This is a genomic window from Streptomyces niger, assembly GCF_000718305.1.
Classification (GTDB): Bacteria; Actinomycetota; Actinomycetes; order Streptomycetales; family Streptomycetaceae; genus Streptomyces; species Streptomyces niger.
Window position 1 is genome coordinate 473,590 of sequence record NZ_JOFQ01000001.1, and the last position, 25,679, is coordinate 499,268.

General features: G+C 73.0%; 24 protein-coding genes. 10 read left to right on the plus strand and 14 right to left on the minus strand.

The genetic code is table 11. The annotated features are described in order from the left end of the window. Positions 1-16: 16 nt before the first annotated feature. Together IF20_RS02120 and IF20_RS02125 are read right to left on the minus strand one after the other, a co-directional pair. On the minus strand, positions 17-2,305 hold the full coding sequence (locus tag IF20_RS02120; protein WP_052863146.1) for an FdhF/YdeP family oxidoreductase: 2,289 nt from the start codon (positions 2,303-2,305) through the stop codon (positions 17-19). A 195-nt stretch (positions 2,306-2,500) separates the two neighbouring features. Beyond that, positions 2,501-4,018, minus strand: coding sequence for an alpha/beta hydrolase (locus IF20_RS02125; protein WP_052863147.1), 1,518 nt, complete (start codon positions 4,016-4,018; stop codon positions 2,501-2,503). Between the two features lie 168 nt (positions 4,019-4,186). On the opposite strand from IF20_RS02125, the gene IF20_RS02130 reads away from it, so the two are divergent. Together IF20_RS02130 and IF20_RS39755 are read left to right on the plus strand one after the other, a co-directional pair. After that, positions 4,187-5,110, plus strand: coding sequence for a helix-turn-helix domain-containing protein (locus tag IF20_RS02130; RefSeq protein ID WP_052863481.1), 924 nt, complete (start codon positions 4,187-4,189; stop codon positions 5,108-5,110). 134 nt (positions 5,111-5,244) lie between these two features. Continuing rightward, on the plus strand, positions 5,245-5,493 hold the full coding sequence (locus IF20_RS39755) for a hypothetical protein (RefSeq protein ID WP_052863148.1): 249 nt from the start codon (positions 5,245-5,247) through the stop codon (positions 5,491-5,493). Here the strand turns inward: IF20_RS39755 and IF20_RS02140 are convergent. Next, positions 5,490-5,888 carry an STAS domain-containing protein gene (locus tag IF20_RS02140; RefSeq protein WP_052863149.1) on the minus strand — a complete coding sequence of 133 codons (399 nt, stop codon included), beginning with the start codon at positions 5,886-5,888 and terminating at the stop codon, positions 5,490-5,492. The genes IF20_RS39755 and IF20_RS02140 overlap by 4 nt on opposite strands. 500 nt (positions 5,889-6,388) lie before the next feature. On the opposite strand from IF20_RS02140, the gene IF20_RS02145 reads away from it, so the two are divergent. Further along, positions 6,389-6,655: a hypothetical protein gene (locus tag IF20_RS02145; protein WP_234426453.1), complete on the plus strand. Its 267-nt coding sequence runs from the start codon at positions 6,389-6,391 to the stop codon at positions 6,653-6,655. A gap of 207 nt (positions 6,656-6,862) precedes the next feature. Here the strand turns inward: IF20_RS02145 and IF20_RS02150 are convergent, their stop codons facing one another. The 5 genes from IF20_RS02150 to IF20_RS38915 form a co-directional block, all read right to left on the minus strand. Beyond that, positions 6,863-7,462 (minus strand): carbonic anhydrase, encoded by a 600-nt coding sequence (locus IF20_RS02150; protein ID WP_052863151.1) that lies wholly within the window; start codon positions 7,460-7,462, stop codon positions 6,863-6,865. A gap of 258 nt (positions 7,463-7,720) precedes the next feature. Further along, positions 7,721-9,034, minus strand: a complete 1,314-nt coding sequence (locus IF20_RS02155) for an MFS transporter (RefSeq protein WP_052863482.1) — start codon at positions 9,032-9,034, stop codon at positions 7,721-7,723. A gap of 77 nt (positions 9,035-9,111) precedes the next feature. After that, complete coding sequence (locus IF20_RS02160) at positions 9,112-9,666, minus strand: glycine-rich domain-containing protein (RefSeq protein WP_052863152.1); 555 nt, start codon at positions 9,664-9,666, stop codon at positions 9,112-9,114. A gap of 8 nt (positions 9,667-9,674) precedes the next feature. Next, positions 9,675-10,928: a phenylacetate--CoA ligase family protein gene (locus IF20_RS02165; RefSeq protein WP_052863153.1), complete on the minus strand. Its 1,254-nt coding sequence runs from the start codon at positions 10,926-10,928 to the stop codon at positions 9,675-9,677. 97 nt (positions 10,929-11,025) lie between these two features. After that, positions 11,026-11,178, minus strand: a complete 153-nt coding sequence (locus tag IF20_RS38915) for a hypothetical protein (protein WP_199896451.1) — start codon at positions 11,176-11,178, stop codon at positions 11,026-11,028. A gap of 244 nt (positions 11,179-11,422) precedes the next feature. Here IF20_RS38915 and IF20_RS02175 point away from each other — a divergent pair, with 244 nt between their 5' ends. After that, positions 11,423-12,967: an ATP-dependent DNA ligase gene (locus tag IF20_RS02175; RefSeq protein ID WP_052863155.1), complete on the plus strand. Its 1,545-nt coding sequence runs from the start codon at positions 11,423-11,425 to the stop codon at positions 12,965-12,967. Further along, positions 12,964-13,446, plus strand: a complete 483-nt coding sequence (locus IF20_RS02180; RefSeq protein WP_052863156.1) for an NUDIX domain-containing protein — start codon at positions 12,964-12,966, stop codon at positions 13,444-13,446. The genes IF20_RS02175 and IF20_RS02180 overlap by 4 nt, the downstream gene beginning before the upstream one ends. A gap of 62 nt (positions 13,447-13,508) precedes the next feature. On the opposite strand, the gene IF20_RS02185 is transcribed toward IF20_RS02180, so the two are convergent. After that, entirely contained in the window at positions 13,509-14,267 is a 759-nt protein-coding gene (locus tag IF20_RS02185) for a nucleotidyltransferase domain-containing protein (RefSeq protein ID WP_052863157.1), read from the minus strand. Between the two features lie 149 nt (positions 14,268-14,416). Between IF20_RS02185 and IF20_RS02190 the strand changes: the two genes are divergently transcribed. From IF20_RS02190 to IF20_RS02200, 3 genes are all read left to right on the plus strand, one after another. After that, positions 14,417-14,950, plus strand: a complete 534-nt coding sequence (locus IF20_RS02190) for a hypothetical protein (protein WP_052863158.1) — start codon at positions 14,417-14,419, stop codon at positions 14,948-14,950. 122 nt (positions 14,951-15,072) lie between these two features. After that, positions 15,073-16,275 carry a hypothetical protein gene (locus IF20_RS02195; RefSeq protein ID WP_052863159.1) on the plus strand — a complete coding sequence of 401 codons (1,203 nt, stop codon included), beginning with the start codon at positions 15,073-15,075 and terminating at the stop codon, positions 16,273-16,275. 29 nt (positions 16,276-16,304) lie between these two features. Further along, complete coding sequence (locus IF20_RS02200; protein WP_052863160.1) at positions 16,305-16,892, plus strand: hemerythrin domain-containing protein; 588 nt, start codon at positions 16,305-16,307, stop codon at positions 16,890-16,892. Positions 16,893-16,920: 28 nt separating this feature from the next. Here IF20_RS02200 and IF20_RS02205 read toward each other — a convergent pair whose 3' ends face one another. Then, positions 16,921-18,102, minus strand: a complete 1,182-nt coding sequence (locus tag IF20_RS02205; RefSeq protein WP_052863161.1) for a flavin-dependent oxidoreductase — start codon at positions 18,100-18,102, stop codon at positions 16,921-16,923. Next, positions 18,099-18,494, minus strand: coding sequence for a YybH family protein (locus IF20_RS02210; RefSeq protein WP_052863162.1), 396 nt, complete (start codon positions 18,492-18,494; stop codon positions 18,099-18,101). Before IF20_RS02210 ends, IF20_RS02205 begins: the two co-directional genes overlap by 4 nt. 131 nt (positions 18,495-18,625) lie before the next feature. Between IF20_RS02210 and IF20_RS02215 the strand changes: the two genes are divergently transcribed. Further along, positions 18,626-19,513: a LysR family transcriptional regulator gene (locus IF20_RS02215; RefSeq protein ID WP_052863163.1), complete on the plus strand. Its 888-nt coding sequence runs from the start codon at positions 18,626-18,628 to the stop codon at positions 19,511-19,513. 15 nt (positions 19,514-19,528) lie between these two features. Here the strand turns inward: IF20_RS02215 and IF20_RS02220 are convergent, their stop codons facing one another. Beyond that, on the minus strand, positions 19,529-20,707 hold the full coding sequence (locus IF20_RS02220; protein ID WP_199896452.1) for a sensor histidine kinase: 1,179 nt from the start codon (positions 20,705-20,707) through the stop codon (positions 19,529-19,531). Then, a complete protein-coding gene (locus IF20_RS02225) occupies positions 20,704-21,369 on the minus strand; it encodes a response regulator (protein WP_052863164.1) in 666 nt (221 codons plus the stop codon). The genes IF20_RS02220 and IF20_RS02225 overlap by 4 nt, the downstream gene beginning before the upstream one ends. A 459-nt stretch (positions 21,370-21,828) precedes the next feature. Here IF20_RS02225 and IF20_RS02230 point away from each other — a divergent pair, with 459 nt between their 5' ends. Beyond that, positions 21,829-24,339: a Pls/PosA family non-ribosomal peptide synthetase gene (locus IF20_RS02230; RefSeq protein WP_052863165.1), complete on the plus strand. Its 2,511-nt coding sequence runs from the start codon at positions 21,829-21,831 to the stop codon at positions 24,337-24,339. A 126-nt stretch (positions 24,340-24,465) separates the two neighbouring features. On the opposite strand, the gene IF20_RS02235 is transcribed toward IF20_RS02230, so the two are convergent. Continuing rightward, positions 24,466-25,662: a serine hydrolase domain-containing protein gene (locus tag IF20_RS02235; RefSeq protein WP_110943780.1), complete on the minus strand. Its 1,197-nt coding sequence runs from the start codon at positions 25,660-25,662 to the stop codon at positions 24,466-24,468. Positions 25,663-25,679 lie beyond the last annotated feature (17 nt).

Sequence of the window (25,679 nt, forward strand, 5' to 3'; positions counted from 1 at the left end):
CGGGCCGCATCGCCCGTCAGGCCCCGGTGGGTTCCAGGCGTACCAGCACGCTCTTCGACGTCGGTGTGTTGCTGATGTCGGCGACGCTGTCCAGCGGCACCAGGACGTTGGTCTCCGGGTAGTACGCGGCGGCGGACCCCGGCGTGGTCGGGTACGGGATGACCCGGAACGCGGGCGCGCGCCGTTCGGCACCGTCCCGCCAGACGCTGACCAGGTCCACCTCGTCGCGGTCGGCCAGGCCGAGCGCCGCCAGGTCGGCGGGGTTGACGAGGACGACGCGGCGGGCGTGGTGAATGCCCCGGTAGCGGTCGTTCATGGCGTACGGGATGGTGTTCCACTGGTCGTGGGAGCGGAGCGTCTGGAGCAGGAGGTGGCCCTCCGGTACCTGCGGCGCTTCGAAGGCGTTGCGGGTGAAGACGGCCTTGCCGCTGGGGGTGGGGAAGACGCCCTCGTTGACCGGGTTGGGCAGCCGGAAGCCGCCGGGCCGGGCCACGCGGGCGTTGAAGTCCTCGAAGCCGGGGATCACGCGGGAGATCCGGTCGCGGATGAGGCCGTAGTCCCGCTCGAACTCCTCCCAGGGGATGTCCGGGCTGTCGCCGAGCGTGCGCCGGGCCAGCCGGCCGATGATGGCGACCTCGCTGAGCAGGTGCTCCGACGCCGGGGCGAGCCGGCCGCGGGAGGCGTGCACCTCGCTCATGGAGTCCTCGACCGTGATGAACTGCTCGACGCCGTCCTGGATGTCGCGGTCGCTGCGGCCGAGGGTGGGCAGGATGAGCGCCGTCTCGCCGCACACGGCGTGCGAGCGGTTGAGCTTGGTGGAGATGTGCGCGGTGAGGGAGCAACGGCGCATCGCCCGCTCGGTGACGTCGCTGTCGGGCGTGGCCCGGACGAAGTTGCCGGCGACGCCGAGGAAGAACTTCGCGCGGCCGTCCCGCATGGCCCGGATCGCGTCCACCGAGTCCAGCCCGTGCTTGGTGGGCGGGGTGAAGCCGAACTCGCGCTCCAGGGCGTCCAGGAACCGCTGCGGCATCTTCTCCCAGATGCCCATGGTGCGGTCGCCCTGCACGTTGCTGTGGCCGCGTACCGGGCAGACGCCCGCTCCGGGACGGCCGATGTTGCCGCGGAGCAGCAGGAAGTCGACCACCTCGCGGATGGTGGGCACGCCGTGCTTGTGCTGGGTCAGCCCCATCGCCCAGCAGACGATGACCTTCTTGCTCGCCAGGACCATCTCGTGGACCTGGTCGATCTCCTCGCGGGACAGTCCGGTGGCGGCCAGGACGTCGTCCCAGGAGACCTTCCGCGCGTGTTCGGCGAACTCGGCGAAGCCGGTGGTGTGCTGCTGGATGAAGTCGTGGTCGAGCACGGTGCCGGGCGCGGCGTCCTCGGCCTCCAGGAGCAGCCGGTTGAGGCCCTGGAAGAGGGCGAGGTCGCCGCCGGGCCGGATCTGCAGGAAGCGGTCGGCGATCTCGGTGCCCCGGCCGATCACGCCGCGCGCCTTCTGGGGGTGCTTGAAGCGCAGCAGGCCGGCTTCGGGCAGCGGGTTCACGGCGATGACGCGGCCGCCGTTGCGCTTGGTCTCCTCCAGCGCGGAGAGCATCCGGGGGTGGTTGGTGCCGGGGTTCTGGCCGACGACGAAGACCAGGTCGGCTTCGTAGAGGTCCTGGAGGCTGACGCTGCCCTTGCCGATGCCCAGCGTCTCGTTCAGCGCGCTGCCGCTGGACTCGTGGCACATGTTGGAGCAGTCGGGCAGGTTGTTGGTCCCGAAGGCCCGGACGAACAGCTGGAGCAGGAAGGCGGCCTCGTTGTTGAGCCGGCCCGAGGTGTAGAAGAGCGCCTCGTCGGGCGAGTCCAGGGCGCGCAGTTCCGTGGCGAGGAGGTCGAAGGCCTCGTCCCAGCCGATCGGTTCGTAGTGCTCGGCGCCGGGTCGCTTGACCATGGGCTCGGTGAGGCGGCCCTGCTGGTTGAGCCAGTAGTCCGACTTGGTGGCCAGCTCGGAGATCGGGTGCTGCCGGAAGAAGTCGGCGGTGATCCGGCGGCTGGTGGCCTCGTCGGCGATGTGCTTGGCGCCGTTCTCGCAGTACTCGTTCTTGTGGCGCTCCTTCGCCCCGGGCTCCGGCCAGGCGCAGCCGGGGCAGTCGAACCCCTTGGCCTGGTTGATGTTGAGCAGGGTCAGCGCGGTGCGCCGGGGGGAGGTCTGCCCGAGGGCGTACTTCAGCGCGTGCGCCACGGCCGGCGCGCCGGTCGCCCATGTCTTCGGCGGGGTGACCGCCAGTCCCTCGTCCGTCGGGTCCTCGTCGGCACGCATCGCCTGACCTCGCCTTCCCCTGCCCGGGCACGCCCGCGCCACCGCTTCGTCACCGGCCCACGCCGTGCCCGTACGGGCACGGCTCCCCGGCCTGATCAGCTTCCGCCGGTCCGGGCGAGGCGTCAAAGACGGGCTGATTATTGATCAATAGGCCGCGTTTATCGAACGGTGGGGAGCGTCCCGGGATCGGGGCGCTCAGCTCCGCAGATGTCCCAGCACCGAGCGGACCGCATGGCGGACGGCGGCTCGGGTCTGATCGGTGTGGTCGATCGTCTCGAAGCCGTGGCGGGCGTCCGGTACGTCCACCACTTCGACCGCGGCCGCGCACTCCGCCGCGGCGGCCAGGAACTCCTCGACGGTGGCGGCGATCTCGGGGATCTCCTGCCCGACCCGGGTCAGGACGAACGGCAGCCGGCCCGCCGAGCGGAGCGCGTCCGCGGGGCGGAACCGGGATCCGGTGAGTCCCCAGCTCGGCGGCGGCTGGAGAACCGGATAGGTGGCTGCGACGCACCGCAGCCACGGCGGGGGCGCCGCGAGCCGGTCCGCCGACAGCAGGCCGCCGCCGGAGAAGTACCACAGCGCCACCCGGTCCCCGTCGACCCGCGGGTCGGCGCGTACGAGCTCGACGGCCTCGGCGATGTCCTCGGCCGCGCGCGGGTAATCGGCGAGGCCGTGCAGCCGGTGGTCCACCGTCACCCCGACCGCGCCCTGGTCCGCCACGTACCGGCCGTAGCCGATCAGCGCGGGCCAGTCCCGGGGCGTCGGCCGCGCACCTTCGGGGACCGGGCCGCCGTGCACGAACACCACCGCGGGCCGCGGCCCGTCCGCGTCCGGCAGGTACAGGTCGACCCGTCCCACCCGCTCGCGCGGCCGCTCCGTTGCGTCCAGCAGGAAGGGCCGGAGGTGCGCCGGCTGCTCGGGAGCGGGCGCCGACAGCCGGTGCCCCTCGCCGGTGGCGGCGCGGCGGAGGACCTCGGCCAGTTCGGCGGGCGCCGAGAGCATCGGCCAGTGGCCGGTGGCCAGTTCGAAGAAGGTCACCCGGGGATCGACGAGTGCCAGGAGTCGCGGGTCGCCCATCCGCAGCACCTGCTCGACCATCGCGATGCTCGACCCGTTGGCGGTGCACAGGATGCCGGTGGTCGGCAGTGCGGCGGCGGCCTCGGTCAGCCGGAGCGGCTGGGTGAGGGTGCCGAGCGGCTGGGGCGCCGCGCGGTCGGCCAGGCGGGCGAGCGCGGCGTCGGGGACGCCCGCGGTGCTGCCCCAGCGGTGCCACTCGCCGGGCGCGGGCGGTGGCACGAGCCAGTCGTCCCCGGTCCGTGCGTCCGGCCCGGTCGCCCGCGCCAGCCGGTCGCGCACCGCCTGGTCGGGGATCAGCGTGAGCGCCGGGTCGCCGTCCTGCGGCTGACCGACGTCGAGGTACACGATGCGGGCGATCCGTTCCGGGCGGCGGCCGGCGGCGCCCAGTACCGGGTGGATGCCGTAGCAGTGGCCGACGAGCACCACGTCCGGCGCCCCCACCCGGTCGATCAGTGCCACCACGTCCTCGACCTGCGTCTCCAGGCCGGTGTCCGGTCCGGCCTCGTGGCGGCGGTCGCCCATGCCGGTGAGCGTCACCGGGTGGGCCTCGGCGCCCGCCTCGCGCAGCCGGGCGGCCGTCTCCTGCCACACCCAGTCGCCGGTGTGGGCGCCCGACACCAGGATGAATGCCGTCATGGTGGTCTCCTCGCATGCCGTGGGTCCGCGTGCCGGCCTCGTACGCCGTCCGCGTTCGCCGGTACGGTAGGAACTCCCCCTGAGGGAGGTTCAAGCGTGCGTCCCGAGTCGTCCGAGTTCTCCGAGACCTCCGAGTTCTCCGCGCGGCCCGAGGGGCCCGTGTCCCCGGTGTCGGCCGACGGGCTGTGGAGCATCGGCGAGCTGGCCGAGCGTGCCGGCGTCACCGTCAAGACCGTCCGCTTCTACTCCGACCGCGGGCTGCTGCCCGAGGCGCGGCGCAGCTCCGGGGGCCACCGCCGGTACGGCCCGGAGGCGCTGGACCGACTCCGCACGATCCGCTCCCTGCGCGCGCTCGACCTGCCCGTCCCGGACGTGGCCCGGGCGCTCGATCGGGAGGACGCGCTGGAGAACGTCATCGCGGGGCAACTGCGGGAGGTGGGTGCGCGGTTGGCCGCGCTGCGCTGGCGCGAGGCCGCGCTTCACCTGTTGCGGGACTGCGCTCCGGGGGAACGGGCCGAGCGGCTGCGCCTGATCGGCTCCGTCACCGCCCCGCCCGACACGGCGGCGCTGGCCCACTTCTGGAAGCGCTGGCTACCGCCGCGGCTGCCGGCCCGGCTGACCTCCGCGATCCTCGACCACGCGGTGCCGCAGCCGCCCGCGGACCCGACCCCGGACCAGGTGCTGACCTTCACCCGGCTGCACGCCTTCGTCTCCGGTCCCTGCCCCCGCGCCGGCACGGCCCACTGGCAACCCGCCGCGCACCGCCCCGACGAGGGCTACCGCCCGGCCGTCCTCTACGAGGGGCTCATCGAGGCGTACGCGCTGGCCGCGGTGGACGTCCGGGCGGCGCGTGCGCCGTACGCGGGCGAGGCGTTGGACTGTTTCGTCGCCGCCTACGCCCGCTCCCGCGCCACCCGTGACACGCCTGCCTTCCGGCGACTGCTCGGCGGTCAGCTCGCCGCCGATCCCCGGGTCGACCGCTACTGGCAGCTCGCCGCGGAACTGGCCGGCCCCGCGGAGCCGACTCCGGGCGCCCTCCACGACTGGCTGCGGGCCGCCCTGGAGGCCGGGAGCGCCCGGCCGGTCTCCTGACCGGCCGGGCGCCGACCGGCGGCCGGCGGGCGGCGCGGCCCGGACTCCTCGCCGTCCACGTCCGCCCGGCTCAGCAGGGTCCGCAGCTCGGCCGGGGCGGCTTCGGTGTCCGCCCGGTCCCCCAGGGTCGGTTGGTGCAGGACGAGCCCGTCCAGCGCGGCGAAGACCAGGCGGGCCGGTGCCGGGCCCGGCTCGTACGGCAGCATCCGGGACAGTTCGCGTTCGGACGCCTCGAAGTGGGGCTGATCCCGCGCCTCGCCGACATCCGCGTGGCCGGCGAAGTGCCCCGCGTACGCTCCGACTTCGTCAACGGCAGCAAGCAGCTGCCGGTCGAGGTCGCCCTCGCCCGAACGGCGGGCGGCCGCGGCAGGGCGCACCGCTAGTGCGTCGTCACGGGCGGCCAGGTGGGGCGGGCCTCACCGGGAAGGGCGGCGAGGGCCTTGCTGACCGTGGGGTGCTGCGGGAACAGCTTCTCGCTGCCCGTGTGGGCGAGGAGGTCGGACAGCCGGCGGCCGGCGCACGCGAGCAGCAGGGTGCCCTCCCTGCGGCGCAGGATCCAGTGCAGTGCGAGCAGGCAGTTCAGGCCGCGGGAGTCGCAGAACGTGAGCGCTGCCACGTCCAGCACGAGGTAGCGGTAGCCGTCGGCCAGCACCACGCCGGTGGAGGAGAGGAACGAGGCTTCGGAGGCATGGTCGAGCTCGCCGCTGACGCGCAGCACGGCGCACTCGGCGGACTGGGTGAGAACAGTGACGGCCAGCCGTCCTGTACCCGTGGACATCGCACCTCCGGTCACCTGTCGCACGGACTTGCCAGGCTTACCAGGCGGTAGCCGCTATGCGACCCCGGACCGTGAACTACAGGCAGTGAACTACGGGCATGTGGTACAAGCCGAGTGTCCCACATGGAGAGACACATGTCGGAAATGTCCATATTGCCGGTACCGTCAGCCCACGAGCCCCCGACGCCCGTTCGAATGAACCCCGAGGCGATGAGGTGATTCGGCCGAACTACGCCTCGTCCACCAGGCCCGCCTGTCCCCCGCCGCTCCTCCGACCCCGGCAGCGGCCACCGGCAGCCCGTCCCGTCACGGCGGGCGTATCGCGGCGGGTGGGTCACTGGCCGACAGCGAGCCGGTACGGGCGGACGGCCGCCGTCCGGCGTTCCCCCCTCCGGTGCCCGGGTACGCGTGAACCGCATCCGGCGACTGCCGGGTGACCCTCGTGAGAAGGCAGGCGCATCATGACCGCAGCCTCATCCCCCGGGTACTCGGAATCCGGCATGCCGAGGAGTACCTACACCACCGCGCGACCGACCAGTACGGAGACCAAGCCGTCCTTCAAGACCACCGAGTTCTTCGTCTTCGTGGCCGCGGTGGTGGCCGTCCTCATCGCCTCAGCGGTGGTGGGCCGCGGCGACGGCATGGTGGACCGTTTCCCCGCCGATCAGGCATGGCTGTACGTCACGCTGCTCAGCATCGGTTACCTGATCAGCCGGGGTCTGGCGAAGAGCGGCAGCCGGGAGCCCGCCGGCCGCACGCGCGACTGACCGCCCCCTCGCGACGGTTTCCGCGCGGCCGTGGCCGGCGGCCGTCGCGTCGGGGGCTGAATGAGTGACGGGCGGAGCCCCGGGGCGACACCGGCCCGGGGCTCCGCCGTTGCCCGCACCGCACGGGTGCAGGTGAGTGGTGCCTCGTCCGCGGACGGGCCGGAAGGTCTCGGACCGCCTGACAGGCGTCCGACGGACCGGAAAGCGTCAGACGGGCAGGAAGGCGTCCACCTTCGGGTCGTGCGCCGTCACCAGGCCGGTGTGCACCTCGTAGAACCAGCCGTGCAGCGCCACCTCGCCGGCGTCCAGGCGCTCCTGGACGCAGGGATAGGCGCGCAGCCGCTCGATCTGCTCGCACACGTGGCGCTGGACGGCACCGGCGACCGTGGGGTTGTCGTCCCGGGGCAGCTCGGCGGAGAACTCCTGGGCGAGCCAGTCGCGCACGGCGGGCGCGTCGTTCAGGTCCTCCGCGCGTGCCCGCGCGCCCACCGCGCCGCAGTGGGAGTGGCCGCACACCACGATGTCGGACACCTTCAGCACCCGCATCGCGTACTCGATGGTCGCGGCCTCCGAGCAGGCCATCCCGTCGTGGTAGGCGGGGACGGCGTTACCGGCGGTCCGCAGCTCGAACAGCTCGCCGGGGCGTGCGTCGGTGATCAGGGAGGGGATGACCCTGGAGTCGGAGCAGGTGATGAACAGGGCCTGCGGCGACTGGCCTTCCGCGAGGCGACCGAAGACCTCCCGTTCCTCGGGGTGCTCGGCAATGCGGGCGTTCAGCTTCCGGGCGTGCTGGATGAAGGACTCCACGGGAGGTGTCTCCTGTTGGTGAGGGTGCCACGGAGAGGCGTGGCGGTTGCGGATGGCTGGCGGAACAACGGCGGAACACTGATCGTCGGTACGGCGCCCGCGCGGCTCGGCGGGGTGCCCGGACGGTGCCGCGCGGGGGCGACCGCGCGCCCCGGATGACCGGCCCGGTCGGTGTGGCCGGTGCGGTCGCCCCGACGGGTGCGGTCGGGCCGACGGGTGCGGTCGATCCCGTCGGATCGGCGGGGGTACGGGGCAGGGTCACGCCGAGGGCTCCTCCTGTGCGCGCCGGGGTGCGGCCATCGCACCGGAGCGCCGCCGTGCGGTGAGCGCCAGGACCGGGACGATCGCCAGCGCGAGGACCCCGCCCGCGAGGGCCAGCGCCGGGAAGCCGCCCGCCACCACGACCAGCCCTGAGGACATGCCGCCGGTGGCCCCGGCCACGGCGATGCCCACGTCCAGCACTCCCTGCGTACGGGCCCGGGTGGCTGCCGGGAGTGCGTCCGTGACCAGGGCGGTGCCGCTGATCAGTCCGAAGTTCCAGCCGATGCCGAGCAGGACGAGGGCGGCGGCCAGCGCCGGTACGGAGTGGGCCGGCGCCAGGGCGGCGACGGCACCGGCGGCGAACAGCGTCATCCCGGACGCCACCGCGACCGGCAGCCGGCCGACCCGGTCGACGAGCTGCCCGGTCAGCGGCGAGGGCAGGAACATCGCCCCGACGTGAAGGGCTATGACCAGTCCGGCATCGCCCGTGCCGTGTCCGTGCGCCCGCATGTGGACCGGCGTCATGGTCATGATCGCGATCATGGCGAGCTGGCCGAGCACCATGACGCACGTACCACCGAGGAGCCGGCGCCGGTCGGGACGGCCGTCGCCCGCCCGGCCCCGAGGCGTGCCGGCCTGAGCCGCGGATTCGGCTTCCGCTGCCGCCTCCCTCCTCGCCTCCGCCGCCGTCTCCGCGTCCGCCAGCGTGCGGGCCAGGCGCAGGGGGTCGGGACGCAGCAGCGCGGCCAGGAGGAGGGCGGCAGCCGTGAAGGCGACGGCGGCGAGCGCGAACGGGCCGGCGAGGCGCGGGATGCCCCAGGCGTGCGCCGCCTCGCCCGTTGCGGTCACCAGCAGCGGCCCGGCCACCGCGCCGAGCGTGGTGGCCAGCAGTACCGTGCTCACCGCGCGGCCGCGCCGCTCGGGCGTCGCCAGGTCGGCGCCCGCGTACCGCGCCATCAGGTTGGTGGCCGTACCCGCGCCGTAGACCGTGAGCGCGAGGAACAACAGCGGTACGTCGCCGGTCGCGGCGGCCACGACGATGCCGAGGCTGCCGACCGCGCCGCCGGCGTATCCCAGCGCGAGGCCGGGGCGTCGGCCCCACCGCTGGGACAACCGTCCGATGCCGACCGCGCCCAGCGCCGCACCGGCGGTGAACAGGGCGCTGGGCAGCCCGGCGAGGCCCGTCGAGCCGAGCATCTCCTCGGCGAGCAGCGCGCCGACGGTGATGCCGGCGGCCAGGCCCGCACCGCTGAGGACCTGCGAGACCACCAGGACGGTCAGTACGCGCCGCTGCGCGGCGGCGACGGACACGGCAGGGTCTGCCTCGGCGGCCGGCGCGTCCGGATGCGGTGGGTCGTGGGCGGCGGGCACCGCACCGGCCCGGCCGGTCACGTGCCCGTCCCCGTCCCCGTCGCCGTCGCCGTCGCCGTGCCCGTCTTCGGCATCGGTTCCAGCGCGGAGATCTCCCGCAGCTCCATGTCCAACTGCTCGTGCAGGAAGCGGACGACGGTCCAGTGCGGCAGCGCGCCCTCGTCGAAGGGGCCGAACTCCCGGCAGTACAGCGGTATCCAGCGCAGCGCCTCTTCGGCGGCCTGCTCGCGGCCGGGCTCCCTCTGGTACTCCTCGTACGGAATGCTGCGGTGCTCGATGAAGAACCTCCCCGGCAGGCGCTCCTCGCAGAGGTGGCGGTACTCGCGCGTCTGCAGGATGAGGTAGTGCCAGAACTCGTCGATCTCCTGCTCCACGGGGAGGAACAGCCCGCTCAGCTCCTCGGGGTACTTGGAGATCAGGTAGAGGTAGCGCAGGCATTCCAGGGCCTGCCGCTCGGTGTACTCCCGCGGTGCGTCGCCGGCGGCGGCGAAGTGGTCGACCAGCTCCGTGTACAGGGCGGGGCCGAGCAGCGCCGTGAGGTCGTCCGCGGTGACGAGCGTCTTCGTGGTCATGGTGGCTCTCACTTTCCGTCCCGGGCGAGCCAGGCGTACTTCCCCGACTTTCCGATGGCGATGTGGTCGCGGTGGTCGAGTACGCAGCGGCGGCCGGTCAGTTCGCGGACGCCGTGCCCCAGGGCGGCCACCTGCCGCGGTGCGAGGGGCCGGCCGTCGAAGGTGGTGTACGCGAGTACGGCCTCGGCGGGGCTGAGGACGCGGAGTTGGTGGACGAAGACGTGGGGCGAGACGGAGCCGACGAGGGCGTCGAGGTCCCCTTGCGCCACCGGTCCCGAGGGGGACTCCAGCAGCTCCTTCTCCCGGCCGCTGAACTGCTTGATCTTGGCCGGGTCGGGGGTGCCGTCGAGGGTGCGGGCGCAGTCGCCGGAGCGGTAGCGCACCAGTGGCATGTGCGGGTTGCGCACGCTGGTGACGATGAGGTGGAACAGCCCGCTGCCCTCGGTCACCGGCGCCAGCTCGACGCTCATGTCCTCGAGGTAGGGGTGGTAGCGGCCGCGGCGGTCGCTGTAGAAGAGGTAGCCCAGTTCCGTGCTGCCGAACAGGTCGATGATCGGGCACGCGAAGTGCTGTTGGAGATACCGCCGCACGTTGACCGGCGTGAATTCGTAGGCGTGGATGATGCTCGCCGGCGGTGAGAAGGCGTCCCACAGCCCCCACTTGTTGATCTTCTGCAGCAGGTGCGCGAGGTGGTAGCCGGAGCAGTCCAGGTGGTACCACCCCTGCGGATGCGCCTGCCGGGCCTCCGCCATCTCGGCGAGCATCCGCTCGACGTCGGCGCGCTCCCAGAGCGCGGGGTCGAGGCGGGTGTTGAGGTAGAAGGTGCGGGCGTCGATGCGGCGGTCCGCAGGCCGCGGGTCGGGCCGCGGCTCCTCGCCGCGCTTCTTAGCGTTCACCCGGGCCACGTGCTCCGTGGCGAGCACCGTCGTCAGCGAGACGCGCCGGCAGCCGGCCTCCCAGGTCTCCTTGATGTCCGGATGCGTACTCCACAGCCGGTAGTAGGACTTCAGGAGGAAGTACGGGGGCCGGATGAGCTGCATGCGGGCGTGGTTGGTGCCGGTGGAGAGCACGAACTCCGCCTCGCCGGCATCGAGGGCGGCCGCGAGCGCCGGCGTCATCCAGTTGTCCGGGAAGCCGCGCGCGATCTCGGCCTTCTCCAGTACGGGGAAGTGGCCGCGCGCCACCGCCTCGCGGTAGAGGGGGATGTCCTTGACGCGCGCGATGACGTCGGCCGTCGGCTGACCGTCCGGGGAAACCTTCAAGGGAAACCTCAACAGTGCTCATGGACCGGTGCCGGGGCCGGCCGGCGGCGCGGGTGCACCACCGCCGGCCGACCCCGGAACGCCGGGCGGCGACGGGTCAGGAGATACAGCCGGTCTTCGTCGCGCTGATGCAGCCGGACTTAGGGGACGCACTGATGCAGCCGTCCTTGTCCCCCTTTTGCGCCGAGTTGGCGGCTACCCAGCCCTGCCAGACGTCGTCCTGGGCCATCTTCTTGACGAGCTGTTCCATGCGAACCTCCGTGAGGTGGAACGTGAGCTGGACGTGCGGCGCTGACGTGCGCTTTTACCGCACCGCTCGAAGGTAAAAGATTCGCCAAGCAAGTGTCAATGAATGGCAATACCTGTGGATGACGAAGCGGGCGGGGCGCGCCAACTTTTGGCGGGATCACGTCGTGACAGCCCTTCCGCGAGCCCGGCACGCCGAGCGGCCCCGCCCGGAGGCGTGGCCCGGTCCCGCGAGGCACCATGTCCGTATGCTGCTGGCCCACCTTGCCCGCGTGTCCCAAGAAGTCGCCTCGACCTCCGCGCGCTCCAAGAAGGTCGCGCTGCTGGCCGAGCTGTTCCGGGAGGCCGCGCCCGAGGACGTACCGGTCGTCATCCCGTACCTCGCCGGGCGGCTGCCCCAGGGACGCATCGGCATCGGGTGGAGTGCGCTGCGCGATCCGGCTCCCCCGGCGGCCGACGCCACGCTCACCGTGCGCGGCGTCGACACGGCCCTGACCGAGTTGTCGAAGGTCACCGGGTCCGGGTCGCAGGGCGAACGCCGGCGGCGGGTACAGGAACTGCTGGCCGCCGCCACCGAGCCGGAACAACGCCTCCTGACCGGCCTGCTCACGGGCGAGGTGCGCCAGGGCGCGCTGGACGCGCTCGCCGTCGAGGCGCTCGCCGCGGCCACGGACGCACCGGCCGCCGATGTCCGCCGGGCCGTGATGCTGGGCGGCCTCCAGGAAGTGGCCCGGGACCTGCTGGCCTACGGGCCGCCCGCGCTGGCCCGGTTCCGGCTGACCGTCGGGCGGCCGGTCGGCCCGATGCTCGCGCAGAGCGCGAAGTCACCGGCCGAGGCGGTCGCCAAGCTGGGCCCCTGCGCCGTGGAGGAGAAGCTCGACGGCATCCGCGTACAGGTGCACCGCGACGGCGGCGACGTACGCGTCCACACCCGCACCCTGGACGACGTCACGGACCGGCTCCCCGAGGTCGTCGAGGCCGCGCTGACCCTCCCGGCCGACCGTTTCGTGCTCGACGGCGAGGTGATCGCACTGGACGCGGGCGGCCGGCCACTCCCCTTCCAGCGCACCGCCGGGCGCTTCGGCTCGCGCGTGGACGTGGCCGCAGCACAGGCCGCGCTGCCCCTGTCGCCGGTCTTCTTCGACGTCCTGTACGCCGACGATCGGGACCTGATGGACCTGCCCTTCGAGGAGCGTCACGCGGAGCTGGCCCGCCTCGTGCCGGAGCCGATGCGCGTCCGCCGGGTCGTCGTCCAGGAGTCCGGCGGTGCGGCGGCCCTGGAGGCGGTGGAGGATTTCTGGGCGGCGACGCTGCGCCGCGGCCACGAAGGCGTCGTCGTGAAGGGGCTCGCCGCGCCCTACAGTGCGGGGCGGCGCGGCGCCTCGTGGCTCAAGGTGAAGCCGGTGCACACCCTCGACCTCGTCGTCCTGGCTGCCGAGTGGGGCCACGGCCGCCGCTCCGGGAAGCTGTCCAACCTCCACCTCGGGGCCCGCGCGGAGGACGGCTCGTTCGTCATGCTCGGCAAGACCTTCAAGGGCCTCACGGACGCCGTGCTGGCCTGGCAGACCGAGCGGCTGCGCGAACTTGCCGTGGACGAGAGCGGGTACGTGGTGACCGTCCGCCCGGAACTGGTCGTGGAGATCGCCTACGACGGCCTCCAGACCTCCTCCCGCTACCCGGCCGGGGTGACCCTGCGGTTCGCCCGGGTCGTGCGGTACCGCGAGGACAAGACCCCCGAGGAGGCCGACACGGTGAAGAGCGTCCTCGCGGCCCATGGCGTGCCGGAATCATGACCGGCAAACGGAGCGCCGGGCTGCTGCTGTACCGCCGCGCCGGCACGGATGTCGAGCTGCTGCTGGCCCACATGGGCGGGCCCCTGTGGGCACGCCGTACGGCCGGCGCGTGGACGGTCCCCAAGGGTGAGTACGTACCGCCGGAGGAACCGCTCGCGGCCGCCCTGCGGGAGTTCGAGGAGGAACTGGGCCTGCCGCCGCCGGACGGGCCGTACGTCCCGCTGGGCGAGGTCCGCCAGTCGGGCGGCAAGACGGTCACCGCCTGGGCCGCCGAGTCCGACCTCGACCCCGGGGCGATCGTCCCGGGCACCTTCGAGACGGAGTGGCCCAAAGGCTCCGGCGTCGTCCGCTCCTTCCCGGAGATCGACCGGGTGGCCTGGTACGGGCCGGACCCCGCCAAGGAAGTGCTCGTCACCGCCCAGCGCGCCTTCGTGGACCGCCTCCTCGCCCACCTGAAGGACGACCCCTCGCCCCTGTGAAGGAGAGAGCCCCCGATTGAAGGAGAGAGCCCCCCGACGGTCGGCCCTCAGACGGTCGCCCCTCACACCGCGGTGTCGAACAGCGCCTCCGCCTCGGTGAGCGCCTCCATGAGGCGCTGCGGGTCCGGCCGCAGGCCGGCGATGATCGCGTCGAGGCCGCGCAGCCCCGCCTGCTCCAGGAGCCGCTTCTCGTTGGTGGTCCACTCCCCGCGCGCCGCGAGGACCGCGTGCGCCGTGTCCATGGCGGCCGTGGCGAGGGCGCCGGCCACCTCGGTGGCCCGGCCGCGCGCGGCGTACGCACTCCTGGCGTACCCGAGCGTGAGCTCCGCCCGGCCGCGCCACACCGGCGGGGCCGCGGCGCGCAGCGCTTCGGGGTAGGCGGGGCGGGGCAGTTCGCCGCGCAGCACTTCATTGATGGCGAGCTCGGCGACCACGAGGTAGCTGGGGACGCCCGCCAGGTGGAACATCAGCGGCTCCCAGTGGAAGCGGCCCTCCCGCGCCTCGGCGAGCTCGTGCTCGACCACGTCGAGGTCCCGGTAGTGGACGTCGGCGCGCCGCCCGTCGACGGTGAGCCAGGCGCCGCCGTTGAAGACGCCGCCGCCCCAGTCACCGAGCTCGGACACCTCGCCCTCCCAGCCGACGGCCCGCAGGTCGGCGGGGTCGAAGGCGCCGCGGTAGTAGAGCGCGAAGTCCCAGTCGCTGTCCGGGGTGTGGGTGCCCTGGGCGCGTGAGCCGCCGAGGGTGACGGCCTGCACGGTGGGCAGGGCGGCGAGCCGGTCGGCGACGTGGCCGGGGAAGTCCTGATCGGTGAGAGCAGCCATGCGGGTGCCGTTCCTTCGCGGGTGTCCGAAGACGGGTGACGGGCGGGTGGCGGGCGGAGGCCGGGCGTTCGGGTGACGGCGGCCCCCGAAGGCGGCTTCCGGCGCCGGGACCGAGGATATGCGCCGTGGCTGCGGGTACCCGTGGGCGCATGACGAAGCGCACCGTGACCCGTTCCGTTCCGCGCGGCCCGCGAGGCGACCGGCTCGCGCTGCTCGGCGTCTATCTCAACGACCACCTGGCCGGGGCGACCTTCGGTACGCAGCTGGCGCGCCGGCTGGCGAAGAACCCGGTGGACGCCGCGTCCGGCGACACGCTCAGGACGCTGGCCACCGAGATCACGGCCGACCGGGCGGCCCTGTTGCGCCTCATGAAGGACCTCGGCATCCGGGCCCGGGGCTACAAGGCCGGGGCGGGCTGGGCCGCCGAGAAGATCGGCCGGTTGAAGCGCAACCGCCGGCTGCTGTCCCGCTCGCCGCTGAGCCCGCTCCTGGAGCTGGAGGCGCTGCGGCTCGGCGTGGCCGGCAAGGCGGCGGGCTGGCGGACGCTGCGCGAGCTGGCGGAGACCGACGCCCGCCTGGACGCCGCCCGCCTCGACGACCTCCTGGAGCGCGCCGACCGCCAGGCCGAGACCCTGGAACAGCTCCGCGTCCGGCAGGCCGCCGAGAGCTTCCGTACCGCCTGACCTCGCGCGTACGCCTCGCCCCTCGCCCAGGGCCCGACAGCGGCGAGCCGAGGAGGCTTCGCCGCCGGGAGCGGGGGTACTCCGGCGTCCTCGGATCCACTCCGACCGCCCGGGAGGCCGTCGTGCCGTTCAATCCCTTGGAGCAGCGGGGCATTCCGCTGGACCGCCAGCTGCGCAACTGGCGGGAGCTGAACGTGACCCCGATCGACCCCGACCACTGCGACCCGTACACCCGGTGCCGGATCATCACGATGAACGGCATCGAGGTGGAGGCGATCCTCTTCAGCCACCAGTTCGCCCGGCACTGCAAGGACCCGGAGGTCAAGCGGCAGCTGGCGCGTACCCGGTACATCGAGTCGCAGCAGCAGAAGGCGGTGAACTGGCTGCTGCCGGGGGTGTCGTCGGTGCTGGAGACGACCCTCGCCTATGAGCAGGTGGCGGTGGACCTGACCGCGTGGGTGGCGCGCAGCGAGCCGGACCCGTACCTGAAGCAGGCGTACCAGTTCGGCGTCCTGGAGGACTTCGACCACCTGTACCGGTACGCGAACCTCTACGAGATGATCGAGCACCGCAAGGCGGAGTCGGTCGTGGACGGGCTCACCGAGGTCATGCCGGGGCGACCGACCCGTATGCACCACCGCAACCCCGTCGACAACGTGCGCGAGCCCTACGACAAGGCCCGTACCGATCCGCTGTCGAAGCTGCACGCGCTGACGGTGATGTCGGCCGAGCAGCAGACGATGAACTTCTACATGAACGTCGGCCCGACGTACATGGAGCCGATCGCCCGCCGGCTGTACCAGGAGATCGGGCTCATCGAGGAGGAGCACGTCACACACTACGAGTCCCTGGTGGACCCGGGCGAGACCTGGTGGGAGCAGCTGGTCGATCACGAGTACAACGAGTGCTACCTCTACCACTCCTTCATGGAGCAGGAGAGCGACCCGAAGGTGAAGGCCATCTGGGAGCTGCACCTGAACATGGAGCTGGAACACCTCCACCGCGCGTGCGACCTGATGCGCCGCCACGACGAGCGGGACCCTGCCGAGGTGCTGGCGCCCGAGCTGCCGAACGTGCTGACGTTCGAACCCAACAAGACGTACCTGCGCGAACTGATCGCCGACCAGCTCGACCTCACCACGCTGGGCACCGGGTACGTGCGCGAGGCGCACGAGCGCTTCCAGGCGATGCAGGAGGCGCTGCACGGTGACGAGGCGCCGCCGAGCGACCGTGTCATCGCGGAGCACCACCAGACCTTCGGCCGCGAGTACCGGGTGCAGACCGAGGGCGACCACCCCGTGCCCGCGCTGCGCGAGAACAGCTGAGACCACCGCATCGACGCCTGGAGGACACGGTGAGCCCGACGACGGCACCCACCCCCGCACCCGCACCCGAACAGGACGTGGTCGCTCTGCTCATGGCGCAGCACGGGGAGATCCGCAATCTCTTCGACGAGGTCGAGCAGTCCGTCGGCGACGCCCGCCGGGACGCCTTCCGACGCCTGGTGCGGACGCTGGCCGTGCACGAGACCGCCGAGGAGGAGGTCGTCCATCCGTACGTGAAGCGCACCGTCGACGGGGGCGCGGACCTCGTGGCGGAGCGGCTGGCCGAGGAGAATGCCGCCAAGGAGGCACTGAGCGAGCTGGACGGGATGGCCCCGGAGCACTCCGCCTTCCTGCCCCGGCTGCTGGAGCTGCGTACCGCGGTGATGCAGCACGCCCGCGCCGAGGAGCGGTACGAGTTCGCCCAGTTGCGGCGGCTGCACGACGCCGGCCGGCTGGCCGCGATGGCCAAGGCCGTGCGGGCGGCCGAGGCCATCGCCCCCACCCACCCGCACCCCGGCACCGAGAGCGCCGCGAAGAACCTCGCCGTCGGCCCCGTGGCGGCGGTCATGGACCGGGCCCGGGACGCCATCCGCAAGGTCATGGGCAAGGACGGCTGACCGCGGCGCCTTCGGCACCCGGGCCTCATCAAGGCGTCAGTGAGGCCCGGGAGTTGAGTACGGCCACGTCGCTGCCCGTGGCATGCCGGTAGGTGCCGGTGATGCGGGCCAGCTCCTGCGGGGTCCGGCCGGCGGCCCGGTGCATCGCGCGGTTGGCCCGCACCACGGCGGCGGTCGCGGCGCGGCGTGCGGACTCGTAGCGGGCCAGTCCCTCCGGTACGTCGGGGGCGGAGGCGAGGGCGTGGGCGAGTACGCGGGCGTCGACGATCGCCTGGGACCCGCCGTTGGCGCCGACGGGGTACATCGGGTGCGCGGCGTCACCGAGCAGGGTGACCCGGCCGCGCCCCCAGGTGGGCAGCGGGTCGCGGTCGACCATGGGGTACTGCAGGAGGACGTCGCTGCGCGCCACCAGGCCCGGTACGTCGAGCCAGCCGAGCTCCCAGTCCGCGACGTGCGGCAGGACGTCCGCCGGGCGGCCGGCGCGGTTCCAGCCGGCGTCCTCGGCGAGCGGTTGCGCCTCGGCCTCCCGGACCAGGAGGACCCAGTTGATGCGGCCGCGGCCGATCGGGTACGCGACCAGTTCCGCGTCCTCCCCGGTCACGATGGTCATCGAGGAGCCGGTGAGGAACGGCGGGGCCTGGGTCACCCCGCGCCACATGCGGATGCCCGACCACCGCGGTGGGCCGTCCTGCGGGTGCAGCCGGGCCCTGACCACCGAGTGCAGGCCGTCGGCGCCGACGAGCGCGGTGGCGTCGTACTCCCGCTCCTCCCCCGTCGCCCGGTCGAGGAGCCGGGCCCGGACGCCGTCCGTCCGCTCCTCGAAGCCCACCAGGCGGGTCCCGGTGCGGACGGCGTCGGCGCCCAGCCGCTCGCGGACCGCGGCGAGGAGCAGCAGCTGCAGTTCGCCGCGGTGGACGGAGTACTGGGGCCAGTGGTAGCCCTGCGCCCGGCCGCACAGGTCGGTGAAGATCCGCCGGCCGGTCCGGTCGGTGTAGACGTTCTCGGCGGTGGCCACGCCGAGCGCCGCGAGGCCGTCGGCGAGGCCCAGTTCGGTCAGCTCGCGTACCGCGTGCGGCAGCAGGTTGATCCCGACGCCGAGCGGCCGGACGTCGCGGGCGCTCTCCACCACGGTCGCGTCGGTCCCGGCGGCGTGCAGGCTCAGCGCCGCGGTCAGCCCGCCGATGCCGGCGCCTGCGACGAGGACGGTCATCGTCCGGCCTCTGCTGCGGGAGCCGCGGGGGCCGCAGGGACCTCCGGGCGGTCCATGATGCGCAGCCAGGTGCCGTCGGGCCGGCGGCGCGCGACCTGGACCCGGCCCCCCGCGCCGTCGGCGGGCCGGGTGGCGGTCAGGGCGAGGTCGCCGTACCGGACCGTCGGCAGCGGCTCCTCCTCGGCGAACGGCAGTGGCGCGTGGGCCACCAGCCGCTCGCACACGGCGCGGATCGCGTCGCGGCCCACGGTGACGGAGCCCGGCGGGTAGGCGAGGACGGCGTCGGGTGCGTACAGCTCGGCCAGCCCTTCGGCGTCCCGGGCGTTGGCGCGGGCCACGAAGAGCCGGGCCAGGTCCTCGGGGGTGGTGGCGCGTGCACGGGTCTCGGTCATGGCGGTTCCTCCCTCGTCTCCGCGGCCGGTCGGTCCGCGTGTCTCCACTCTCGTCCGACGTCGGTGAGAAGTCCAAGAGATGATGAGTCTGCGTATCAGAAGCAATGGTTATGACGGGCTAGACTCCGGTCATGGAGCTTCATCAGTTGCAGTACTTCGTCGCCGTGGCCGAGGAGCGGAACTTCACCCGGGCCGCGGAGCGGCTGCACGTCGCCCAGCCCGGGGTGAGCGCGCAGATCCGGCGGCTGGAGCGGGAGCTGGGGCAGGAGCTGCTGGACCGCTCGGGGCGCGCGGTGCGGCTGACCGAGGTGGGGGCTGCCGTCCTGCCGTACGCGCGGGCGGCGCTGGCCGCGGTGGACGGGGCCCGGGCGGCCGTCGACGAGCTGACCGGGCTGCTGCACGGGCACGTCGCCGTGGGGACGGTGACCTCGCACCACGTCGACCTGCCGGGCCTGCTGGCGGAGTTCCACGACGCCCACCCCGCGGTCGACATCACGCTGTCCGAAGCCACGTCGGACGCGCTCATGGAGGACCTGCGGACGGGCCGGCTGGACGCGGCGATCGTCAGCGTGGGGGCCGGCGCCCCGCCCGGTCTGGAGTTCATCGTGGTGGACGACCAGCCGGTCGTCGCGGCGGTCGGCCCGGACCACGAACTGGCCGTCCACGAGGCCGTCTCGCTCGACACCCTGCGCGGCCGCCCGCTGATCAGCCTCCCGCACGGTACGGGCCTGCGCGCCCGGCTCGACGAGGCGTGTGCGGCGGCGGGGTTCACGCCGCAGATCGCCTTCGAGGCGAGCAAGCCGGAGGTCCTCGCCCAGCTCGCCGCCCGCGGGCTGGGGGCCGCGATCCTGCCGGGCGCCTACGCCGAGTCACTGGCGGGACAGCTGCGGACGGTCCGCATCGATCCACCCGCACTGCGTGGGCGCCTGGTGTTCGCCTGGCGGGCCGACGGGCCGCGCAGCCCTGCGTCCCGTGCGCTGCTCGACCGGGCCCGCGCCATGCTGCACGCCGCGCCGTAGCCGGCCGCGGGCCCGTCAGCGCTGCCCGCCGGCTCCCGGCCGGCCCTCGACCGGGAGTGCCAGGTGCAGCCGGTAGCCGCCCTCGTCCGTGGGGCCGGCGGTGACGGTGCCGCCGAGGAGCCCGGCCCGTTGGCGCAGGCCGACCAGGCCGTGGGACGCGCTGGGCAGCGGGAGCGCCGGCCGGGTGGGGGCCGTGTTGGTGACGACGGCGTGCAGGGTGCCGTCCTCGGAGTGGATGCGGACCGTCGCGGTGGCGCCCGGGGCGTGCTTGCGCACGTTGGTCAGAGCCTCCTGGACGGTGCGGTAGACGGCGCGCTGGACGGTCGGCGGGAGCCCTTCGGGCAGGTCGGTCTTGAGCTCCGCCTCGATGCCGCTGCAGCTCACCAGGCGCTGGATGTCGGCGAGGGAGGGCTGCGGGGTCAGCTCGGTCGGCCGGCTGCCCGAGGCGCGCAACACGCTGACCATGTGCCGCAGCTCTTCCAGGGTCTGCACGCTGAGCCGCCGGATGGTGGCCGCCGCCTCCTTCACCGCCGGGTCGCGGGTGCCGACCTGGAGCGCCCCGGCCCGTACGGCGATCAGGCTGACCTGGTGGGAGACCACGTCGTGCATCTCCCGTGCGAGCTGGGCGCGTTCCTTGGCGAGGACGGTCTGCGCGAGCAGCATCCGCTCGTGGTCGCGGGCCTCGGAGATCTCGGCGAGCCGCACCGACAGGTCCCGGCGGGCCTGGACGAGCTGGCCGAGGAAGACGGGCGCCGCCGCCATCGCCAGCTTGTACCCGACGTGGATCAGGGTCGAGGTGTCCTGGTAGTCGTCGTACTCCGGGTACGGCCAGGGCACGACGTGGCCCGCCACGACCGTCAGGGCGCAGATGGCCAGCACCACGCGGCGGTGGGTCAGCGAGGCGAAGGTGTACAGCGCGGCCAGCGAGGCGTACTTGGCGTCCGCGATGACGAGCGCGGGGAGCGTGAGCACGAAGGTGGTCAGCGGCAGGCGGCGGCGCAGCGCGAGGGAGAAGGCGGCGACCAGGGAGGAGGCGGTGCCCCACGGGTCGTCCGGCTCGTAGTGGGCCCAGGCGTCCAGCAGGACGGCGACGATGAGGGCGGCATCGAGCAACAGCACCGGTGGCCGCCGGGACTTCAGCAGGCCGAGCGGGCGACCGGGTCTGAGCAGTGGCCGCGTCTCCCGGGTGGTCATGTGGCCTTCCCCTCCCGCGGGACTCTGAGGAGGCCCGCGCGTTCGGCGAGCAGCGCGGCCTGGACCCGGCTGCCCACCTCCAGCTTGGTGAGGATGGTGCTCACGTGGTCCTTGACCGTGCCGGTGCTCAGGTGCATCCGTGTCCCGATGTCGGCGTTGGACAGTCCGTCGGCGATGAGCCGGAGCACGGCGCGTTCGCGGTCGGTCAGCCGGGCCACGCCGCGCACGGCGGGCTCGTCGGGGCCGCTGTCCAGGAAGCCGTTGACGACCGTGCGGGTGACCGTGGCGGACAGGACGACGCCGCCGGCCGCCAACGTGCGGATCAGATGCGGCAGTTGTTCGGGGTCGGTGTCCTTGAGGAGGAAGCCGTCGGCGCCGGAGCGCAGCGCGGTGGCCACGTACTCGTCGGTGTCGAAGGTGGTGAGCATCGCGACCACCGGCGGCTGCCGCATCCGGCGGACGTTGGCCAGGACGGTGAGCCCGTCCACGTCCGGCATCCGGATGTCGAGCAGCACGACGTCCGGCCGCAACTCCCGTACGGACCGGACCGCCTGGCCCCCCGGGACCGCCGCCACGACCTCGATGTCGTCGGCCGCGCCGAGGATGTGCTGGAAGCCCGTACGGATCAGGGCCTCGTCGTCGACCACCAGTACCCGGATCACGCGTGCTCCACTCGCCTCGGGACACCGCCCGATGTGTACCACGCCGAATGCCGCATTCCGGGTGCCCGCGGTGGGTTCCCGCCATGCGGCGGGGCGGTTCCCGCCGGTAGGTGGGCCGGGACCGGCCGGTCGGCGGAAGGGCTCCGGCCGCCCGGCGGGGCGGCTCCGGAAACCTGGCGGATCGGTTGAATTCCGTTCGTTCTCAAGACTGTGGGCCGTGACGACGCACAGCGCACTGCCGCAGGTGCCACCGGTCCCGTACCCGGCCGGGCGGGCCCCGAGACCCGCACCACCGCCGATGGCGGTCCGGTGACCGCCCCCGGTCCCTTTCCTCCGGCCCCGGGGGCTTCCCCCACCGCACCCCCTGGTCCCCGAGGGCCCGTCCCCCACTCGCGGGCGCCCGGGCGCCTCCACTCCGCCCTCGCCCGCCCGCTCGACCATTACTCTCAAGGAGTTCATGTGGTGGGAAACAACGCCCAGGTCACGACGGCCGACCTGGCGGAACCGTCGACCGTCCCACGCGCGCACACCGTCCCGGCGACAACCGGCACCGAGAGCCTCCTCGCCGAGGTGCTGGCTTCCGTGGTGCACGTCGAGCACATACCGCTCGACAGCCACTTCTTCGACGACCTCAGCGCCGACTCGATGCTCATGGCGCGATTCTGTGCCCGGGTCAGGAAGCGCGACGACCTGCCGACGGTGTCCATGAAGGACATCTACCGGTACCCGACCATCCGCAGCCTCGCCGCGGCCTTCGACGCCCCGGCGCCCGCACCCGCCGTGCCGGACGTGGTGGTGCCCGCGGAATCGGCCCCGCCGGAACCGGCGGCCGAGGGGAGCACCGCGCGTTACGTCCTGTGCGGCGCCCTGCAGTTGCTGCTCTTCCTGGGCTACGCCTACGTCACCGCCCTCGTCCTCGCCCTCGGCTACGGCTGGATCGCGGCCGGCTCGGGGCTGCTCGACGGTTACGTGCGCACCGTCCTGTTCGGCGGCGCCGTCTTCGTCGGCATGTGCGTCCTGCCGATTCTGGCCAAGTGGCTGCTCATCGGCCGGTGGAAGCCGCAGAAGATCCGCATCTGGAGCCTGGCGTACGTCCGGTTCTGGCTGGTCAGGACGTTGATCCAACTCAATCCGCTGGTGTTGTTCGCCGGTTCACCGCTGTACGTGCTCTACCTCAAGGCACTGGGCGCGCACATCGGACGCCGGGTCGCGTTCCTCTCCAAGCACGTGCCCGTCTGCACCGACCTGTTGACCGTCGGCGACGCCACGGTCATCCGCAAGGACGCCTTCCTCACCTGCTACCGGGCCGAGGGCGGCTGGATCCACACCGGCCCGGTCACCCTCGGCAAGGACGTGTACCTCAGCGAGAACACGGTGCTGGACATCGATGTCTCCATGGGCGACGGGGCGCAGCTCGGCCACGCCTCTTCGCTGTACGCCGGGCAGTCCGTGCCCGCGGGTGAGCGTTGGCACGGGACGCCCGCGCAGCCGACGGACACGGACTACCGGAGGGTCGGCCCCGCCCGGTGCTCCACGGCGAGCCGGGTCTCCTACAGCCTGGTCCAGCTGCTGACCGCGCTGCTCGTGTACGTGCCGCTGGCGTTGAGCGGCGCGGACCTCCTGGTCACACAGGTGCCGCAGCTCGACTCGCTGCTGACCGCCGAGCCGCTGACCTTCACGAGCTGGGTGTTCTACCGTGACGCGCTGGCCGCGTCCTTCGTGCTGTTCTTCGGTTCGCTGATCCTCGGGCTCCTCTTCGTGACCACCGTGCCCCGGCTGCTGAACCTCTTCCTGCGGCCGGACAAGGTCTATGCGCTGTACGGGTTCCACTACTCGGTGCACCGGGCGATCGCGCGCCTGACCAACAGCAAGTTCTTCATGCGGCTCGCCGGCGACAGCTCCCTCGTCGTGCACTACCTGCGCGCCATCGGGTACGACCTGGCGGGGGTCGAGCAGACCGGATCGAACTTCGGCACGGACGTCAAGCACGAGAACCCGTACCTGAGCACCGTCGGGACCGGGACGATGGTCGCCGACGGGCTGTCGGTGATCAACGCGGACTACTCCAGTACGTCCTTCCGCGTCACACGGGTGACGATCGGCCCGCACAACTTCCTCGGGAACCAGGTCGCGTACCCCGCCGGGGGCCGGACGGGCGACAACTGCCTGCTCGCGACGAAGGTCATGGTCCCGGTCGACGGCGAGGTACGGGAGGGCGTCGGGCTCCTGGGGTCGCCCAGCTTCGAGATCCCGCGTTCGGTCGAGCGCGACGCGACCTTCGACCACCTGCGCAACGGTGCGGAGCTGCGCAGGCAGCTCGCCCGCAAGAACCGGCACAACGCCGTCACGCTCGCCTCGTTCCTGTTCGCGCGGTGGATCCACCTCTTCGGCGTGCTGCTGCTCGCGGCCGCGGCCGCCGGTCTCTACGCGTCCGTGGGCGCGCTGGCGTTCGCGGCGGCCACCGTCCTGACCCTCGCGTTCACCCTCGGCTTCACCGCGGTCGCCGAGCGCGCCGCGATCCGGTTCCGGCCGCAGAGCCCGCGCTTCTGCTCCATCTACCACCCGCACTTCTGGCAGCACGAACGCTTCTGGAAGCACCAGGCGATGGAGCTGCGCCTGCTGAACGGCACGCCGTTCAAGGGCCTGTTCTGGCGGCTGCTCGGGGTGCGGCTCGGGCGGCGGCTCTTCGACGACGGGGCCCGGCTGCCGGAGCGGACGCTCGTCACCATCGGCGACGACTGCACGCTCAACATCAACAGCGTCATCCAGTGCCACTCCCAGGAGGACGGCACGTTCAAGTCCGACCGCAGCACGCTCGGCAACGGCTGCACCCTCGGCACCGGCACGCTCGTCCACTACGGCGTGACCGTGGGCGACGGCGCGGTGCTCGGGCCCGACTCCTTCCTCATGAAGGGCGAGGAGGTACCGCCGCACGCCCGCTGGGGCGGTAACCCGGCACACGAAATGTAACCACCGGGCGGGGCGGTACGCCGCCCCGCCCAGGATCGACCGCCGCCCGGTAGCGGTACGCGCCACACCAGGCACGTACCGCCGTCGGGCGGTGGGCTGGGAACAGTGCGTGCGTGCTCCCGGCCGCTACGCCTTCCCGCTCAGCGGCTCGGCCGCGTACACCGCCTCGACGAGCTGGAGGTTGCGGGTGTCGCCGCCGGTCGTGCTGCCACCGAAGCGGTTCATCGTGTAGGCGTAGGAGAGGCGGTTCTCCGGGTCGGCGAAGGCCAGCGAGCCGCCCGCGCCGCCGTGTCCGAAGGCGCCGCGGTTGGGGCCGAAGTAGCCGTAGCTGTTGAGCATGTACCCGGCCGCCCAGGCGAACGGCAGCCGCTCGGGGGCCGCGGCGCTGAGCACCAGGTCCTCCTCGTCGTCGCGACTCTGCAGGGCGCGCATCGCGGCCAGCGTGCCGGGGCCGACCAGCTCGCCGTTGGCGAGGGCGCGGTAGACCGTGGCGAGGCCGTGCGCGGTGGCGTTGCCGTTCGCCGCGGGGATCTCGGCGCTGCGGCATCGAGCGCTGTTCACATCGCCGATCGGCAGGTGCCCCATCGCCACGGCCACGCCGGCCAGCGGGTGTACGTCCAGGGACGTCAGGGGGCCCTCGGGCATTCCGGGGAAGATCTGCTGCAGGCCGCCGCCCTCGCCGGGCGGGATCAGATCGGCGCAGCGGGCGTGCTCGGCTTCGGGGGTGCCGATGTACAGGTCGGCGCCGAGCGGTTCGGTGATCTCGGTGCGCAGGAACGTGCCGAGGGAGGTGCCGGTGATCCGGCGGACGACCTCGCCGACCAGGAACCCGAAGCTGACGGCGTGGTAGCCCTGGGCGGTGCCCGGCTGCCACCACGGTTCGGTGGCGGCCAGGACGGCGCAGGTCTTCTCCCAGTCGTAGACGTCCTCGGTGGTCAGGGGCGTACGCGGGGCGATCAGGCCGGCGCGGTGGGAGAGCAGCCAGCGCACCGGGACGTCGGCCTTGCCCGCCTGGGCGAACTCGGGCCAGTAGTGGGCCACGGGGGTGTCGAGGTCGAGTTCGCCGCGGTCGGCCAGCAGGTGTGCGCAGAGCGCGGTCATGCCCTTGCTGGTGGAGTAGACGTTGACCAGGCTGTCGCGTTCCCACGGGCGGCTCCGGGCGGCGTCCGCGTGGCCGCCCCACAGGTCCACCACGAATTCACCGTCGAGGGTCACGGCGAGCGAGGCGCCGACCTCGCCGCGCTCCGCGAAGTTGCGCGCGAACTCGGCGCGGACGTTCTCGAACCCGGGGGCGCAGTGCCCCTGCACGACTGCTGTCACGATCCCTCGCTTCACACCGA